Genomic DNA, 16,086 nt, shown 5'->3' on the forward strand with positions numbered 1-16,086 from the left:
CGTCACGCCGAGGTCTTGCCGCCGTCTCCCGCGGCCGGTGCCAGCAGGCCCCGCTCGGTGACCGCGGTGAGCGAGAGGGTGCGGTACCCGGCGTCGGAGAACAGCACCGTGACGTGGTCCCCCTCCTGGCTCATGACCTCGCCCTCCCCCCAGGACGTGTGCCGCACCCGCTGTCCCGGGAGGAACACGTCGTCGTGCGGTTCGTCCTGGCGGGGCGTCGTGCCTCCGGTGCCGGCCAGCACGCCGGGTCGCGGCCCGCGGGCAGCGGATCCCGGACGGGCGGGGACGCACACGTCGCAGCTCCCGCAGTTCCGCTTCCGGGGCCGTTCGCCGAAGTAGCCCAGCAGATGACGCCGGCGGCAGCCGTCGGTCTCCGCGTACGACCGCATCATCTCGAGCCGCGACCGCTCCAGCCGGACGCGGGCGCCCGCGATGCGCAGCGCCTCCTCGGCGCACGTGTCGCGCCGGGCGCGCGGGACCGCGTGGACGACGCCCTTCGCGGCGAACCGGATGCCGCCCGCCTCCTCCAGGAGGTGCAGCAGTGAGGTCAGCGCCGTCTGGGACAGGTCCGTCTCCTCGCGCAGGACCGTGCCGGAGACACCGTCCTTGTGGGCGCGCACCGCGTCCATCAGCCGCAGGAGCGTGTCCGCCTCGGGCCGGCCGCCCGCGCGATAGCGCTGGGCGGAGAGGTCCTCGGGCCGGTACGCGAGGATCGCGGCCGCCGGATCGCCGTCGCGGCCCGCGCGGCCTATCTCCTGGTAGTAGGCGTCCAGTGAGCCGGGCACGGTGGCGTGCAGCACAAAACGGATATCCGCTTTGTCGATTCCCATTCCGAAGGCCGACGTGGCGACGACGACGTCGAGCGTGCCGTCGCTGAATTTCTCGTGAGTGCCCGTGCGTTCAGCACGGGAAAGTCCGGCGTGATAGGCGGCGCTGTCGAATCCAAGATCGGACAGTTCCGCGGCGTACTGCTCGGCCTCCCGGCGCGTGCCGGTGTAGATGATTCCGGGTTTCGCCTCGGCGGACGCGCGTTCCACGACCCAGCGGCGCTTTTCCGCGTCCTTTTGGTGCCGGACGACTTCCAAGTGAAGGTTGGGGCGGTCGAAACCGGCGATCACCTGATGGACCTCGCGCATTCCGAGGCGTTCGATGATGTCGGTGCGCACCGGTGCCGCCGCGCTCGCGGTCAGGGCCAGCAGGGGTGGCCGGCCGATCCGCTCGCGCACGTCCCCGAGAGCGAGGTAGTCGGGCCGGAAGTCGTAACCCCACGTCGACACGCAGTGGGCCTCGTCGACCGCCAGCAGCGCCGGGCGCGCCGCGGCGATCCCGGCGACGACCTCGTCCTTGGCCAGTTGCTCGGGCGAGACGAACAGGAAGTCCAGGTCGCCCTCGCGCATCCGCTCCCAGGCGTCCTCGTTGGCCCGGTCGCCCTGCGCCGAGTTGATGGCCCGCGCACCGGGGCGCCCGCGCGCCCCGGTGAGTGCGGCCACCTGATCGCGCTGGAGCGCGATCAGCGGTGAGACGACCACGACCGGCCCGCTCAAGAGGACGCCGGGCACCTGGTAGACGGCGGACTTCCCGGCGCCCGTCGGCATCACGACCATGGTGTCCCGACCCGACAGGACGGCGCTCATCGCGTCGAGCTGTGCCGGTCTCAGCTGTTTCCAGCCGAACACGTCACGGGCACCGCGCCGAAGGCGCCGCCGGAGGGTCATGGTCTTGAGCGGCATGGTTCTCCAGAGAGAGAAGGGCGGCCGGGCCGCGATCACGACTGGAGACTAGAAGTAATGCTTTCGCCCGCCGACGGCCCGACCGGTGGCACCGAGAATCCACAGGATCGCGCCGACCAGGATCAGGATTCCACCTATGGTCGTCAGGAGGCCCATGCCCACGAGCAGCCCGATGATCAGCAGGATCAGTCCGATAACAATCATCACGATTCCATTCGTCGAGTCGTTTTCTACGAGCTTTCTCCGCGTACCCCGGCCGACACCGCATATGCGGCCACGGAAGAGAATTAAAGGGAGGGGCGAGTGCGGAGGGAAAAGGCCGCCGAAAACACGTCCGTCACCGCCTTTATCACTCTCACCCACCGCCTCTCTCGCTCGTATCGATGTCTTCCGCAGGCACGGTTGCCCCACAACCACCCGCGCACGCCTGCAACTTTCATGAGATCTCGACGGATGCGCGCAGGACGTGGTGCCCGCGGTGACGCGAGTGACCCGAGGAACGACTCCTAGTCCTCCGGCAGTTCGACCGGAGCGATCGACTCGTACAGGTCACCCGGTCCCGGGTTGGCCGCGTCGGTCTCCCCGCCCAGGTGGTGCATGACGCCCCACACGGCGTTCAGCGCGGTCTGCACCGCCCCCTCGGCCCAGCCGGCCGTCCAGGAGATGTCGTCACCGGCGAGGAAGAGCCCGCGCCGGTCGGCCGGCAGCGTGTCCTGCATGAAGTGGGTGAAGAGCCGGCGCTGGTAGCGGTAGTGGCCGGGCAGGTTCGCCTTGAACGCGCCCATGAAGTAGGGCTCGTTCTCCCAGGACACGGTCACCGGGTTGCCGATGATGTGCTTGCGGATGTCGACGTTCGGATAGATCTCGCCGAGCGACTTCAGCATCACTTCGAGCCGCTCGTTCGCGGACAGCGGCAGCCACTTGAGGCTGTCGTCGCACCACGTGTAGGAGAGGCAGATCACGGCCGGCCGGTCCGGCCCGTCGTCGAGCAGGTACGTGCCGCGCGTCATGCGGTCGGTGAGCGTCATCGACATGACGTCCCGGCCGGTCGTCTCGTCCTTGTCCAGCCAGAACGGCCGGTCCACGGGGACGAACAGCTTGCTGGACTCCATGTAGTGGGTGCGCTCGATGGCGGTCCAGTGGTCGATCGGGAAGAGCGCGTCGTCGCACGCCACCTTCGACAGCAGCATCCACGACTGGGCGGTGAAGATCGCGGCCTTGTACGTGCGGATGTCGCCCTCGGCGTCGGTCACGGTGACGCGGTTGCCCGCGGTGCGCGACAGCCGGGTCACGGCGGGACGCGGCTCGCCCTCGGGGTGCAGTGCGGCGAGGGACGTGCCCGGCGCCCAGTGCACGAGCTTCTGCGGCTCGCGCTCCCACAGCCGCAGCGGCAGCTGCTGCGAGCCGCCGACGATGCCGCGGTGGTGGTCGTCGGCCTCGGTGTAGACGACGCGCAGGATCTCCAGGATCGAGTTCGGGAAGTCGGTGTCCCAGCCGCCGGTGCCGAAGCCGACCTGGCCGAAGATCTCCCGGTGCCGGAACGACTTGAACGCCTCCGACTCGCACAGGAACCCGTAGAACGTCTGGTTGTCGAGCTTCTCGACGAGCTTCGCCCAGATCTCCCGGATGCGCGGCACGTCCCGCTCGCGCATCGCCTGGTTCATGTCGGAGAAGTCGGCGCCCTCGTCCAGGCAGGCGTTCCACGCGGCGGCGACATCGCGGTAGACCTGCGGCAGGTCGTCAATGGTCTCGGCGTAGTGGCTCTCGCCCTTGAGGTCGACGACGGTCGACGGAGTCGTCTCGGCGAGCGGGTTCGGGAACGGCCGGGTCTCCAGGCCCACGAGGTCGATGTAGTGCTGGAGCGCCGTCGAGGACGGCGGGAAGCGCATCGCGCCCATCTCGGCGGTCAGTGCCGGGTCACAGCCGTCGAACCCCACGGTCCGCAGCCGCCCGCCGATCCGGTCGGCCTCGTACACGACGGGCTTGAGGCCCATCTTCATCAGCTCGTAGGCGGCGACGATGCCCGAGAGGCCGCCGCCGATGACGGCGACCTCGGTGCCGTGCTCGGTCGCCGGTATCTGGCCCAGACCCGCCGGGTGCGCGAGGAAGTCGTCGTACGCGTACGGGAAATCCGGTCCGAACATGGTGATCGGCGGCTGGGCGTCGGTGTGCTGGACGGCGGTGGGCACCGTGGACGTCATGGGGTGCGGACTCCTTGCGGACGCGGTTCAGGCAGGAGCGGGCCCGGCCTGGGCGAGCTGAGGGGTGCGGTCCGCGACAGATCGGCGGGCCTCGAAAACGGTACGTTTCCGCAGATCAGCGGGACAAGACGGGACTGTTGCGTCTCCGTGTGCGATCTGTTGCGTACGAGGCGCCGGAAACGGCGATTCATTGCGCGCCGGGCGGCCCGGACGGCGTTTCGCGTACGCGGGCCCCGCGCCGGGTCAGGCCGGTGCCCCCGACGTGAAGCGGCGCATCAGCGGGGACAGGACGAGCACGGACTTGGTGCGTTCCACGAACGGCTCCCCCGCGATCCGCTCCAGGACCCGCTCGAAGTGCCGCATGTCGGAGGCGAAGACCTGCACCAGCGCGTCCGCGTCCCCGGTGACGGTGGACGCGGCCACGATCTCCGGATACCGCTCCAGGCCCCGCCGGATCGCGTCCGGCGAGGTGTTGCGGCGGCAGTAGACCTCGATGAACCCCTCGGTCTCCCAGCCGAGCGCGGCCGGGTCGACCCGTACGGTGAAGCCGGTGATGGCGCCGGTGGCCCGCAGCCGGTCCACGCGGCGCTTCACGGCGGGCGCGGACAGGCCGACCAGCTGGCCGATGTCGGCGTAGGAGCGGCGGGCGTCCTCGGCGAGGGCGTGCACGATGCGTTCGTCGAGATCGTTCAGCAAGGCAGGAGGTTCACTTCTGGGCTGCGGGGTCAGCGGTGACTTCCGGGGCGGCGAGACGGGAGCGACGCATCCCGTAGCAGAAGTAGAACACGAGGCCGACGGCCATCCAGACACCGAAGACGATCCAGGTGATCGCGGACAGACTGCCCATCATCCACACGCAGAAGCCGAAGCCGAGGACCGGCAGGACCGGGAAGAGCGGCACCCGGAAGGTGCGGTTCATCTCGGGGCGGGTCCGGCGCAGCAGCACCACGGCGACGTTGACCAGGGCGAACGCGAAGAGCGTGCCGATGCTGGTGGCGTCGGCGAGCTGGCCCAGCGGGATCGCGGCGGCCAGCACCCCGCAGAACAGCGACACGATGACCGTGTTGGCGCGCGGCGCGCCGGTCTTCGGGTGGACCCGGGCGAAGGTCTTCGGCACCAGGCCGTCGCGGGCCATGGCGAACAGGATGCGGGTCTGGCCGTAGAGGACGGTCAGCACGACCGACGCGATCGCGATGACGGCGCCCGCGGCGAGCAGGGTCGCCCAGAACGACTGGCCGGTGACGTCCTGCATGATCCCGGCGAGGGTGGCCTCGGTGTCGTCGAACTGCTTCCAGGGCCGGGCGCCGACGGCGACCGCGGCGACGAGCACGTACAGCGCGGTGACGATGACCAGCGAGAGCATGATCGCGCGGGGCAGGTCGCGCTGGGCGTTCTTCGCCTCCTCGCCCGCGGTGGAGGCGGCGTCGAAGCCGATGTAGGAGAAGAAGAGCGTGGCGCCGGCCGCGCTGACCCCGGCCATGCCCAGCGGCATGAAGTCCGCGTAGTTGCCGGACTGGAAGCCCTTGAGGCCGATGGCGCAGAAGAGCAGCAGTGAGACGATCTTCACGACGACCATGATCGTGTTGGCGCGGGCGGACTCGCGGGCGCCGCCGAGCAGGAAGGCCATCGCGAGGAGCACGACGATGAGGGCCGGCAGGTTGAAGACGCCGCCGTCGCCGGGCGGCGCGGAGAGCGCGTCCGGGATGGTGACGCCGATCGTGCCGTCGAGCAGTTCGTTGAGGTACTCGCCCCAGCCGACGGCGACGGCGGCGACCGAGACCCCGTACTCCAGGATCAGACACCAGCCGCAGACCCAGGCGACCAGCTCGCCCATCGTTGCGTATGCGTACGAGTACGAGGAGCCCGCGACCGGGATGGTCCCGGCCAGTTCCGCGTAGGAGAGGGCCGAGAAGAGCGCGGTCAGGCCGGCGATCACGAAGGAGAGGGTGACCGCGGGTCCGGCCTTCGGGACCGCCTCGCCGAGGACGACGAAGATGCCGGTGCCGAGCGTGGCACCGATGCTGATCATGGTCAGCTGCCAGAGGCCGAGCGAGCGCCGCAGGGTGCCGCCCTCGCCCTGGCCGCCCTCCGCGACCAGGCGTTCCACGGGCTTGCGCCGCATGAGACGGGCGCCGAGCCCGGTGGGGGTTCCTGCTGCGGGTGGGGTTCCCTGGTCGAGCACGCGCTGGCTCCTTGATCGCTGCCGGTGGAGTCGGCCGTGACAACAAGGAGACGTGACGGTCCTCACCCTGGCCGGGGACCGCCGAGCAGGCCGTCCCCCGCCATGCCACGTACAGCGGATGACTCTAGAGGACGTCCGTTCCCGTCTGTAATGCAGCAACCTTGCGTGCACCCGCAAGATCGTTGCGCGTACTGTCGCCCTGCACGTGTTCGTTGCGTCGCCCGGCTTCTCCCGGGGCGCCCGATGTGTTCGACGCCACACGTCCTACGAGGGAGTGAAAGCTCCTGACCGGGGTATTCGGCATGGCCGCCCCTGCCGTTGCCCGGGAGATGACCTGACATGAACCCGGGCTTCGGCAGGGGCGGTTCGGGAAAGGCATCATGTGCTCGACGCACATGTGCCGGAGAAGCGATGTGAGAGAGGCTTGTGAGTACCAGCGACACCGACATCCGCACCCTGCTGCTCGAGGCACTGAGGAGCCAGGAGGACCAGATCGCCGTCCGCTGGACGACGCTCCAGCTGGAGCAGGCCGCACTCGGCGCGGACATGACCGAGGGCGAGCTGCGCGAGGAGGCCCGCACGCTCATCGACGCGCTCTCCGACGCGCTGGCCGGCGACATCCCGGTCGAGCGCGTGGTGACCGCGCACCACCACCTGCGCACGGCGGTCACCGAGCTGTCGCTGCGCCGGGTCCGCGCGGGTGCCACCCCCACCGACACCTCGCTCGCGGTGCTCTCCCTCAAGGAGGCGCTGCTGGCCGCCGTGCAGCACACCACGCGCGACATGGGCGAGCTGTACGCGGCGGCGATCCTGGTGAACCGGATGCTGGACGCGGCGGGCGCGCTCTCCTTCGAGACCTACGTCGAGGGCCGCGAGGAGATCATCCGGCGGCAGAGCCGACAGCTCCTCGAGCTGTCCACGCCGGTGGTGCGGCTGTGGAAGCGTGTGCTCGCGGTGCCGCTGATCGGCACCCTCGACACGGCGCGCACCCAGATCGTCATGGAGTCGCTGCTCCAGGCCATCCAGGACGACGAGGCGAAGGTCGCCATCATCGACATCACCGGGGTGCTGACCGTCGACACCGCGGTCGCCCAGCACCTCATGCACACGGTCAACGCGGTCCGGCTGATGGGCGCGGACTGTGTCATCAGCGGGATCCGGCCCCCCATCGCACAGACCATCGCCCAGTTGGGAATCGACCTGTCCACCATCCTGACCCGTGCCACCCTGGCCGACGCCCTGTCCGCCGCGATCAGCCTCACGGACCAGCCCGCCGTGGGCCCGGCCGTCGCCGAGTCGGCAGCACGGTGACCACCCCGCGCCCGCAGGGCGTTCCCATTCTCCGGCTGGGCGACGTCCTGGTGACGGGCCTGCTCAACGAGCTGGACGACAAGTCCGCTCTCCTGTTCACGGACGAACTGACCGAGCGGATCGTGTCGGACTCCGCCCGCGGGGTGCTCATCGACATCTCCCGTCTGGAGATCATCGACTCGTTCGTGGCCCGTACGCTCATGGAGCTGACCACGATGTCGCGACTGCTCGGCGCCCGGGTGATCGTCGCCGGGATGCGTCCCGCGGTCGCCATCACGCTGGTCGAACTCGGCATCCGGCTGACGGGCGTGGAGACCGCGCTCAACGCGGAGCAGGCCCTGACCGCGCTCGGCTGGCAGCGGACCCTGGAGGCTCCCGGCCATGACCTTGTCGGATGAGCACGCGGCACCCACGGCCCATCACCCGGGCCCGCAGGTGACCGTGCACCGCGCGTACGAAGTCCGGTCGGACGACGACCTGCTGACGGTGCGTCATGCCGTGCGGGCGGCCACGATCGAGTGCGGATTCGGGCTGGTCGACCAGACCCGGGTGGTCACCGCGGCGAGCGAACTCGCCCGCAACGCCTACGTCCACGGCAAGGGCGGCACCCTCACGGTGGAGCTGCTGGCCCGGCCCGGCGGCAGCGGCATCCGGCTGGTGATAGGGGACGAAGGACCCGGCATCGCGGACGTCGGCGCCGCGCTCCAGGACGGCTTCACCACCGGCGGCGGTCTCGGCCACGGCCTGGGCGGGGCCCGGCGGCTGATGGACGAGTTCCACATCGACACCTGTCCCGGCGCGGGGACGACGGTGACCGTGGTGCGCTGGACGTCGCGATGACCGGGCAGACCCACGACCCCGCGGTCACCGCGGAGATCGTCCTCGACCACTCCAGCGCCGTGCACCACGCGGCGACGCTGGCCCGGCGGGCCGCCCGGCACGGCGGCCTGGACGACATCGCCGCCGAGCGCGCCGCGGTGCTCACGACCGAACTCGCCGGGAACCTGCTGCTGCACGCGGTGGGCGGCGCCGTCTACGTGCAGTGCCATCCGCTGGGCGGCGGCATCGACGTGGTCGCCGTGGACCGCGGGCCCGGCATGGCGAGCCCGGACCGGGCCATGGTCGACGGATTCAGCACCACCGGCACGCTCGGCTCCGGCATGGGCGCGGCCCGCCGGCTCGCCGACGAGCTGACGCTGCGCACCCTGCCCGGCGTCGGCACCCTGATCTGCGCCCGCTTCCACGCGCCCGGCACCCGCCCGCCCCGGTCCGACCTGGGCCTGCTGTGTCTGCCGGTGCGCGGCGAGGAGGCGTGCGGGGACAGCGCGGCCGTGGTGGACGCGCCCGACGGGCGCACCGCGGTCGTCGTGGACGGGCTGGGGCACGGAGCAGAGGCGGCCGAGGCGAGCGCCGCCGCCGTGACCGCGTTCCGCGCCGCGCCCGAGCGCCCGCTGCCCGAGATCCTCACCGCGATGGACCACGCGCTGCGCTCCGGCCGCGGCGCCGCGGTCGGCCTGGTGCGGCTGCGGCCCGGTTCGGTGGAGCACTGCGGCGTCGGCAACGTACGGCTGCTGCTGGTGTCCCAGGACGGCGTGCGCTCCCGGGCGCTCGGCCGGCCGGGCGTGGTCGGCTGGAACATGCCGCAACCCCGGTCCCACACGCTGCCCATGCCCGAGGAGTGCGCCGCGGTCGTGCACAGCGACGGCATCGCGGCCCGCTGGGCCGACACCGCCGCCCCCTTCCTGCTCGGCATGCCGCCCCGGTTGCTCGCCGCCGCCCTGGGGCACGGCCACCGCAGCGCACGCGACGACGCGACCGCTCTGGTCTCCGGGGCGGCAAGGAGGAGTTCATGACCGACAAGGCGGCCGCGCACCAGCGCACGACGCACCGGTCGCTGCCCGAACTGCGCTCGGCGGTACGGGCGTTGGCGGCCCGGGTGCACCTGCCCGCCGAGCTGCGCACCCGCCTCGCGCAGTCCGTGTCCCGGGTGGCCGAGGCCGAACTGCGGGCGGGCCGGCCGGTCACCCTGGAGGCCGCGCCGGACCGGACGGCGGACGACCCGGAGCTGACCCTGCGGCTGCGGGCGCCGTCCGCGTCCGGCGTGGAGAACCTGCCGCTGCCGGCCCAGCGCGAGGCGGACACCGCGGTGTGGCGCATCCCGCTGCCCGCGCGGCCCCCGGCCGCCCGGCAGCAGCCGGACTCCCCCGTGGAGCTGCTGGAGGAGGAGCTGCGCACCGCGGTGCAGCGGGCCGAGACCCTGGAGGCCGACCGGCGCAGCCTCACCCACGAGCTGGACGAGACCAACAGCGGCGTCCTCGCCCTCTACGTGCAGCTGGAGGAGCGCGACGAGCAACTGCGGCGCGCGCACGGCCAGATGCTGCGCGAGCTGGAGGACGCGCTGCGCCCGGCGCCGATAAAGGTCGACGGCCTGGAACTGGCCATCCACTACGCGCCGGCCGAGACCGACGCCCCGACGGGCGGCGATCTCTACGACTGGTTCCAGCTCCCCGACGGCACCGTGCACATCACGGTCGTCGACGCCCTCGGGCACGGTGTCGCCAGTACCCGCAGCGCCCTGAACGTCACGCACGCGGTGCGCACCCTCACCCTGGAGGGCCACTCGCTGGAGTCGATCGTGGGGCGCACCGACGAGATCCTGCTGCCCTACGACCGGGAGCTGATGGCGACGGTCCAGCTGGTCCGCGTCGATCCGGTCTCCGGCCGCGTCGCCCTCGCCAACGGCAGCCATCCGCCGCCCCTGCTGGTGAGCGGCGACGGCAGCGCCCGCTTCCTGGAGGTGCGCGGCCGGGGCATCGGCTATCCGATGGCGGGCAGTGAGGGCCTGCGCCACGAACAGCTCGCCCCCGACGACCTCCTGGTCCTGTACACGGACGGCCTGACCGAGAGCCGCCGTGATCCCTACGAAGGGGAACGGCGGCTCACCGCGGCGGCCGTGCGCCACCGGAACCGCCCCACCGAAGAGATCCCCGGCGCCCTCGCACAGGAGATGCACACCGTGATCCTGCACCCGGACGACACCCTCGCCCTCACCGTACGGAGAAGCCGATGACCCACGCCGCGCCCGGGGCGATACCCGGAGACCCCGACCACGTGCTGCGGCTGGCCACCGAGCAGGGCCCGGACGGCCCGGTCGTCGCCCTCACCGGCGACCTGGACTACGAGAGCGCGCCGCGGCTGGTCGACGCCCTCACCCGGGTCGCGGTGCCGGACGGGGACACGCTCACCCTCGACCTGTCGGACGTACGGTTCTTCGACTCGGGTGGCATCAACGCGCTGCTGCGGGCGCGGAACGCGCTGCAGGAGCGGGGTTCCGACCTGGTGGTGTGCGAGCTGTCCCCGGTCGTCGAGCGGATCTTCCGGATCACCGGGCTGGACACGGTCCTGGTGCCCGGCGGACCGGCCGGAACCGGAACCGGGACCGGTACCGGCCCGGCGGCGGGGTAGCCGTTACAGATGGAGATCGTGATGGACGGTCCCCTGACGGGGACACAGGCCCGGCACACGGCTGCCAGGTTTCTCGCCGAGCACTGTCCCTGGGCCGATACGGACGCGGTGCTCCTGGTCGTCTCGGAGCTGGTCACGAACGCGGCCCGGCACACGGGCGCGCTGGCCCGGCTGCGGCTGCGCGTGGACGCGGGCGGGCTCGCGGTGGAGGTGGAGGACGCGGATCCGCGCGCCCCGGTGCCGCGGGCGCCGGATCTCGGCGGCGGGGGCGGCTTCGGCTGGCACATGGTGGAGCGGCTCGCCGAGCAGCTCTCGGTGCGGCCGTCGGCGGACGGCAAGTGCATCGCGGCGGCGTGGGCGGCGCCGACGGCTGTCTGAGCCGGGGCGCCGCCCACCGCGCGGCTAGGGCCTGTCCGGCGGATCAGGTCGCAGCCGGGTGCCCGCGCGTCTCTGTGCCGGTGAGCGGGGTCTGGTGCGTCGAGATGCAAGGCGGAGGAGGGCGTCGACGCGGAGCGTCGGCAACCGACGACAACGCCGCAGGTCGGCGTGCCAGACCCCGCGCCCGCGACAAGATCCGCCGGACAGGCCCTAGCTCCAGCTGGCGTGCAGCGGCTTGCCCTCGGCGTAGCCGGCGGCGGACTGGATGCCGACGGTCGCCTTCTCCTCGAACTCGGCCAGCGAGTTGGCGCCGGCGTAGGTGCAGGAGGAGCGGACGCCCGCGATGATCGAGTCGATCAGGTCCTCGGCGCCCGGACGCTGCGGGTCGAGGAACATGCGGGAGGTGGAGATGCCCTCCTCGAAGAGCGCCTTGCGGGCCCGGTCGTACGCCGACTCGTCCGAGGTGCGGTTCTTGACGGCGCGGGCGGAGGCCATGCCGAAGGACTCCTTGTAGGCGCGGCCCTTGGCGTCGTGCTGGAGGTCGCCCGGGGACTCGTAGGTCCCGGCGAACCAGGAGCCGATCATCACGTTCGACGCGCCGGCCGCGAGGGCCATGGCGACGTCGCGCGGGTGGCGGACACCGCCGTCGGCCCAGACGTGCTTGCCGTACTTCTTGGCCTCGGCGGCGCACTCCAGGACGGCGGAGAACTGCGGGCGGCCGACGCCGGTCATCATGCGGGTGGTGCACATGGCGCCGGGGCCGACGCCGACCTTGATGATGTCCGCTCCGGCCTCGATGAGGTCCTTGACGCCCTCGGCCGCGACGATGTTGCCCGCGACGATCGGGACCTGCGGGTCGAGCGCGCGCACGGTCCTGATCGCGGAGATCATCGACTCCTGGTGCCCGTGGGCGGTGTCGATGACGAGCGTGTCGACCCCGGCGTCGAGGAGCTGCTTGGCCTTGCCGGCCACGTCGCCGTTGATGCCGACGGCGGCGGCGATGCGCAGCCTGCCCTCGGCGTCGGTGGCCGGGGTGTAGAGGGTGGCGCGCAGGGCGCCGGTGCGGGTGAGGATGCCCGCGAGCTTGCCGTCCTTGTCGACGGCCGGGGCGTAGCGGCGGTTGGCGCCGTCCAGCTTGTTGAAGGCGTCGCGCGGGTCGATGTCCGCGTCGAGCAGCAGCAGGTCGCGGGACATGACCTCGGACAGCTGGGTGAAGCGGTCCACGCCGGTCAGGTCCTCGTCGGTGACGACACCGAGGGGCCGCTGCTCGTCGTCGACGACCACACCGGCGTTGTGCGCGCGCTTGGGCAGCAGGGCCAGGGCGTCGGCGACGGTCTGGGTCGGGGCGAGCACGATCGGGGTGTCGAGCACCAGGTGGCGCGTCTTGACCCAGGAGATGACGTCGGTGACGACCTCGATCGGGATGTCCTGCGGGATGACGACGATGCCGCCGCGGCGGGCCACGGTCTCGGCCATGCGGCGGCCGGCGATCGCGGTCATGTTGGCGACGACCAGCGGGATCGTGGTGCCCGTGCCGTCCGGGGACGAGAGGTCCACGGCCTGGCGGGAGCCGACGGCGCTGCGGCGCGGCACCATGAAGACGTCGTCGTACGTGAGGTCGTACGCGGGCTGGAGGTCATTGAGGAAACGCACGTGCGCAGGTCCCGATCGCTAGAAGGGAGCCCCGGAAGGATGCCGCCGGGGCACAAAGCACGTACTTCATTTTCCCACGTGGGCCATGGTCACGTCTTCGGGCCGAACGTCCCAAGGCCGGAGGACGGGCTTGGATGATCGTCCGAGTGAGGCCCGGTCACTCCTCGAACGCGTCCAGCGCCCCGGTGAAGCAGCTCAGCGGCGCATGCGTGAGTCCGGCGCCGATCTGCCCGATGCCGGGTTCGCGGTGGGCGATGCCGGTGGTGATGACGGGTTCGAGGCCGGTGTCGACGACCTTGCGCACGTCGATGCCGACCGGGCTGCCCGCGAAGTCGAGCCCGGAGAGCCGGTAGTCCCGGTGCCGCCCGAGGGTGATCGTCGCCATGTCCGCGCTGATCCGGCGGGCCCGCTCGGGGGTGCCGCCGACGAAGCCGACGATGGCCGGGGCGGCCGCGAGGGCGAAGCCGCCGAGGCCGTGCGTCTCGGTGATGGCGCTGTCGCCGATGTCGGGGTTGGCGTCGTCCGGCCCGTACCCGGCGAAGTACAGCCCGTCGACGGGCGCGGCGGGCGCCGTGAACCAGGCGTCGCCGAGGCCGCTGACGCGGATGCCGACGTCGACGCCGTTGCGGGCGAAGGCGGTGACGAGGGTGGAGTGCTCCACGCCGTGCCCGGCCATCAGGGCCAGCTTGCTGGCCGCCATGGAGAAGTTGAGGAACCAGTAGTTGTTGTCGCGCAGGAAGTCGAGCGCCTCGATGCCGCCGAGGTCGGCGTGGCGGGCGAGGGCGGGGCCGAGTTCGCGGGTGAGCAGGGCGCTGGCGGCGGTGTTGCGGCTGTGGCACTCGTCGCCCATCTGGAGCGCCTGCGCGGTGACGGTACGGAGGTTGACCGGTTCGGGCAGGGACCGCAGGGCCGCGCGCAGGGCGGGCCCCAGCCGCTCCCCCATCCAGCGCAGCCGCCGCATGACGTCGTCGCCGAGCGCGCCGTAGCGCAGACAGCGCCCTTGTCCCTCGTTGAGGTTGGAGTACGCGCGCAGTCCGCTCGCCCGGTCCTCCACGACCATCAGCGGCATGGATGCGGAGACGATCCCCGCCATCGGGCCGACCGCGTCGTGGTGGTGGCAGGGCGCGAAGCGGACGGCGCCGGATCCGGCGAGCCGCAGCGCCTCGTCCTCGGTGGCGGCCCAGCCTTCGAGGAGGGCCGCGCCGACGACGGCGGCCCGCATCGGGCCGCACATCCGCTCCCAGGCGACGGGCGGCCCGGCGTGCAGCAGCAGCCTTTCGCCCGCGAGTTCGGGGATCAGTTCGCCGGCTGGGCGGACGTCGGTCCACAGCGGCTGTACGTCCAGGACGCGCCGCAGCGCGGTGGCGTTGGCGGCCTCGATGTCGGGGCGGGCGGTGAGCCGGGCCAGTTTGGCGGCGAGGCGGGTGTCCCCGGCGGCGGGCGGCCGCCAGTCGATCCGGGTGACCGTGGCCCCGGCGGCGCGGGGTGCGGCGGCGAACTCCTCGACGCCGATGTTCACGACGTGCGGCGGGGCGGCCAGCAGCGGGCGGGCGGGCGGGGTCATGCGGGGCCTCCGATCGTGGCGGGTCGTGGCGCGGGCAGCCCTGCCGCCTGTACCCCGCCCAGCAGGCGGGCGCAGGCGAGGGCCGCCTGGGTGCTGCTGCCGACGACCTCGGCGCCCGCCTCGCGCAGCACGCGGCGCTGGTCGCCCGCCCGCTGCGGGTCCTCGTCGGTGCCGACGACGAAGCAGAGCACGGCGGGCCGGTCGGGTCCGGCATCGGCCAGGATCTCGGCGACGGCGGCGGCCGGGTCGGGGGCGGCGCCGTGGCCGATGACGAGGTCGAGCACGATCACGGCCGCGGCCGGATCGGCGAGCGCCGCCCGCAGCCAGGCCGCGCGCACCGCCGGGTCGATCATCGGGTGCGGGCGGCCCGCGGTGAAGGCGTCGTCGCCCAGGTCGAGGACGAGGTGGCGGGGCGGCAGCGCGGGCGGCGCGCCGGGCCGGCCCGCGCTGCGGTCGAGCGGGCCGAGCGCAGGGCCCAGCAGCAGGTCCGCCTCGTGGGCGAAGGTGCCGCCGGTGTACAGGGCGCGCAGCAGGCGGCGAGCGGGCGGCGGCGCGGGCAGCGAGGGTACGGGTTCGGCGGGGACGGGGTGGCCCAGGGCCTGTTCGGCGGCGGCGCGCGCGGCCTCGTACAGGGTCGGGGCGAGGGTGACGCCGGGCGGCACCGGGACTCCCGCGGGGTCCCAGCCCAGGAAGCAGACGACGGCGGGCTTGCCGAGGTCGCCGACGCGGGCGAGCAGTTGTTCGGCGACGCGGGGCGCGGGTGGCTTGGAGACGAGGACGACGGAGTCGGTGGCCGGGTCGGCGGCGAGGGCGTCGAGCGCGGCCCGGGTGGTCAGTCCGCCGACGGCCTCGCTCACGTCGCGGCTGCCGGTGCCGATGATGTGGCTGACGCCCGCGCCCATGGCGTGCAGCAGCGTTGACACCTGTTGCAGGCCGGTGCCGGAGGCGCCGGTGAGGCCGATGGTGCCGTGCCGGACGGCGTTGGCGAAGCCGAGCGGGACGCCGCCGATGACGGCGGTGCCGCAGTCGGGGCCCATCACGAGCAGGCCGTGGCGGGCGGCCTCCTGTTTGAGCTCCACCTCGTCGTCGAGCGGCACGTGGTCGCTGAAGACGAAGGCGTGCAGCCCGCGGCGGAGCGCTTTGCGGGCCTCGGCGGCCGCGTAGGCGCCAGGGGTGGAGATCAGCGCCAGGTCGGCGTCGGCGGGCGCGCCGGCCAGCGAGCGCGGCGGCGGCGCGGACTCCTGTGGGCCGTCCGCGGGGCCGCCGGTGTCGCGCAGGGCGGTGACGGCCTCGGCCAGCGCGTGCTCCACGGCGTCGGGGGTGCCGCGCACGGCGACGATCAGGTCGTTGGGGGCGGCGGAGCGCCCCTCCTCGCCCAACAGCCCGGCGTCGGCGAGGACTTCACGGTTGGCGGGGGTTGCCATGACGAGGCTGACGGCGTCCAGGCCGGGGGCTCCGGCGAGGCGCGCGGCCACTCTCATCAGGGCGACGGAGTCGGCGTACAGGTCGTTGTGCACGGCGTTTCGCAGCACCATGGGCCGACTGTAGGCAGGGCGCGCGGCCCCGGGACATGGCTCCCGCTGCCAGTGCCCCCGCGGGTTT

General features: G+C 72.5%; 15 protein-coding genes. 8 read left to right on the forward strand and 7 right to left on the reverse strand.

Going from position 1 to position 16,086, the window contains the following annotated elements:
- Positions 1-2: 2 nt before the first annotated feature.
- Positions 3-1,730: a RecQ family ATP-dependent DNA helicase gene (locus tag ABII15_RS06425; RefSeq protein WP_353941301.1), complete on the reverse strand. Its 1,728-nt coding sequence runs from the start codon at positions 1,728-1,730 to the stop codon at positions 3-5.
- 57 nt (positions 1,731-1,787) lie between these two features.
- On the opposite strand from ABII15_RS06425, the gene ABII15_RS06430 reads away from it, so the two are divergent.
- Positions 1,788-2,021: a hypothetical protein gene (locus ABII15_RS06430; protein ID WP_353947328.1), complete on the forward strand. Its 234-nt coding sequence runs from the start codon at positions 1,788-1,790 to the stop codon at positions 2,019-2,021.
- Between the two features lie 215 nt (positions 2,022-2,236).
- On the opposite strand, the gene ABII15_RS06435 is transcribed toward ABII15_RS06430, so the two are convergent.
- The 3 genes from ABII15_RS06435 to ABII15_RS06445 all read right to left on the reverse strand — a co-directional run bounded on the left by ABII15_RS06435 (position 2,237) and on the right by ABII15_RS06445 (position 6,113).
- Entirely contained in the window at positions 2,237-3,931 is a 1,695-nt protein-coding gene (locus ABII15_RS06435; RefSeq protein ID WP_353941302.1) for an NAD(P)/FAD-dependent oxidoreductase, read from the reverse strand.
- Positions 3,932-4,174: 243 nt separating this feature from the next.
- The gene (locus ABII15_RS06440; protein ID WP_353941303.1) at positions 4,175-4,627 is read right to left on the reverse strand and encodes an Lrp/AsnC family transcriptional regulator; all 453 of its coding nucleotides are present in this window, start codon (positions 4,625-4,627) and stop codon (positions 4,175-4,177) included.
- Positions 4,628-4,637: 10 nt separating this feature from the next.
- A complete protein-coding gene (locus tag ABII15_RS06445; RefSeq protein WP_353941304.1) occupies positions 4,638-6,113 on the reverse strand; it encodes an amino acid permease in 1,476 nt (491 codons plus the stop codon).
- 426 nt (positions 6,114-6,539) lie between these two features.
- Between ABII15_RS06445 and ABII15_RS06450 the strand changes: the two genes are divergently transcribed.
- The 7 genes from ABII15_RS06450 to ABII15_RS06480 are packed head-to-tail and all read left to right on the forward strand — an operon-like array spanning position 6,540 to position 11,267.
- Positions 6,540-7,424: an STAS domain-containing protein gene (locus ABII15_RS06450; protein WP_353941305.1), complete on the forward strand. Its 885-nt coding sequence runs from the start codon at positions 6,540-6,542 to the stop codon at positions 7,422-7,424.
- A complete protein-coding gene (locus ABII15_RS06455) occupies positions 7,421-7,822 on the forward strand; it encodes an STAS domain-containing protein (protein ID WP_353941306.1) in 402 nt (133 codons plus the stop codon). The genes ABII15_RS06450 and ABII15_RS06455 overlap by 4 nt, the downstream gene beginning before the upstream one ends.
- Positions 7,806-8,264 carry an ATP-binding protein gene (locus ABII15_RS06460; protein WP_353941307.1) on the forward strand — a complete coding sequence of 153 codons (459 nt, stop codon included), beginning with the start codon at positions 7,806-7,808 and terminating at the stop codon, positions 8,262-8,264. The genes ABII15_RS06455 and ABII15_RS06460 overlap by 17 nt, the downstream gene beginning before the upstream one ends.
- Positions 8,261-9,277: a SpoIIE family protein phosphatase gene (locus ABII15_RS06465; RefSeq protein WP_353941308.1), complete on the forward strand. Its 1,017-nt coding sequence runs from the start codon at positions 8,261-8,263 to the stop codon at positions 9,275-9,277. Before ABII15_RS06460 ends, ABII15_RS06465 begins: the two co-directional genes overlap by 4 nt.
- Entirely contained in the window at positions 9,274-10,494 is a 1,221-nt protein-coding gene (locus ABII15_RS06470) for a PP2C family protein-serine/threonine phosphatase (protein WP_353941309.1), read from the forward strand. Before ABII15_RS06465 ends, ABII15_RS06470 begins: the two co-directional genes overlap by 4 nt.
- Positions 10,491-10,889 (forward strand): STAS domain-containing protein, encoded by a 399-nt coding sequence (locus ABII15_RS06475; protein ID WP_353941310.1) that lies wholly within the window; start codon positions 10,491-10,493, stop codon positions 10,887-10,889. Before ABII15_RS06470 ends, ABII15_RS06475 begins: the two co-directional genes overlap by 4 nt.
- Positions 10,890-10,910: 21 nt before the next feature.
- The gene (locus ABII15_RS06480; protein WP_353941311.1) at positions 10,911-11,267 is read left to right on the forward strand and encodes an ATP-binding protein; all 357 of its coding nucleotides are present in this window, start codon (positions 10,911-10,913) and stop codon (positions 11,265-11,267) included.
- Between the two features lie 210 nt (positions 11,268-11,477).
- Here ABII15_RS06480 and ABII15_RS06485 read toward each other — a convergent pair whose 3' ends face one another.
- The 3 genes from ABII15_RS06485 to ABII15_RS06495 form a co-directional block, all read right to left on the reverse strand.
- The gene (locus tag ABII15_RS06485) at positions 11,478-12,920 is read right to left on the reverse strand and encodes a GuaB1 family IMP dehydrogenase-related protein (RefSeq protein ID WP_353941312.1); all 1,443 of its coding nucleotides are present in this window, start codon (positions 12,918-12,920) and stop codon (positions 11,478-11,480) included.
- Positions 12,921-13,077: 157 nt separating this feature from the next.
- Complete coding sequence (locus ABII15_RS06490) at positions 13,078-14,484, reverse strand: DUF1116 domain-containing protein (RefSeq protein WP_353941313.1); 1,407 nt, start codon at positions 14,482-14,484, stop codon at positions 13,078-13,080.
- Positions 14,481-16,019, reverse strand: coding sequence for a transcriptional regulator (locus tag ABII15_RS06495; RefSeq protein WP_353941314.1), 1,539 nt, complete (start codon positions 16,017-16,019; stop codon positions 14,481-14,483). The genes ABII15_RS06490 and ABII15_RS06495 overlap by 4 nt, the downstream gene beginning before the upstream one ends.
- Between the last annotated feature and the right edge of the window lie 67 nt (positions 16,020-16,086).

It is taken from the genome of Streptomyces sp. HUAS MG91 (assembly GCF_040529335.1).
Taxonomy (GTDB): domain Bacteria; phylum Actinomycetota; class Actinomycetes; order Streptomycetales; family Streptomycetaceae; genus Streptomyces; species Streptomyces tabacisoli.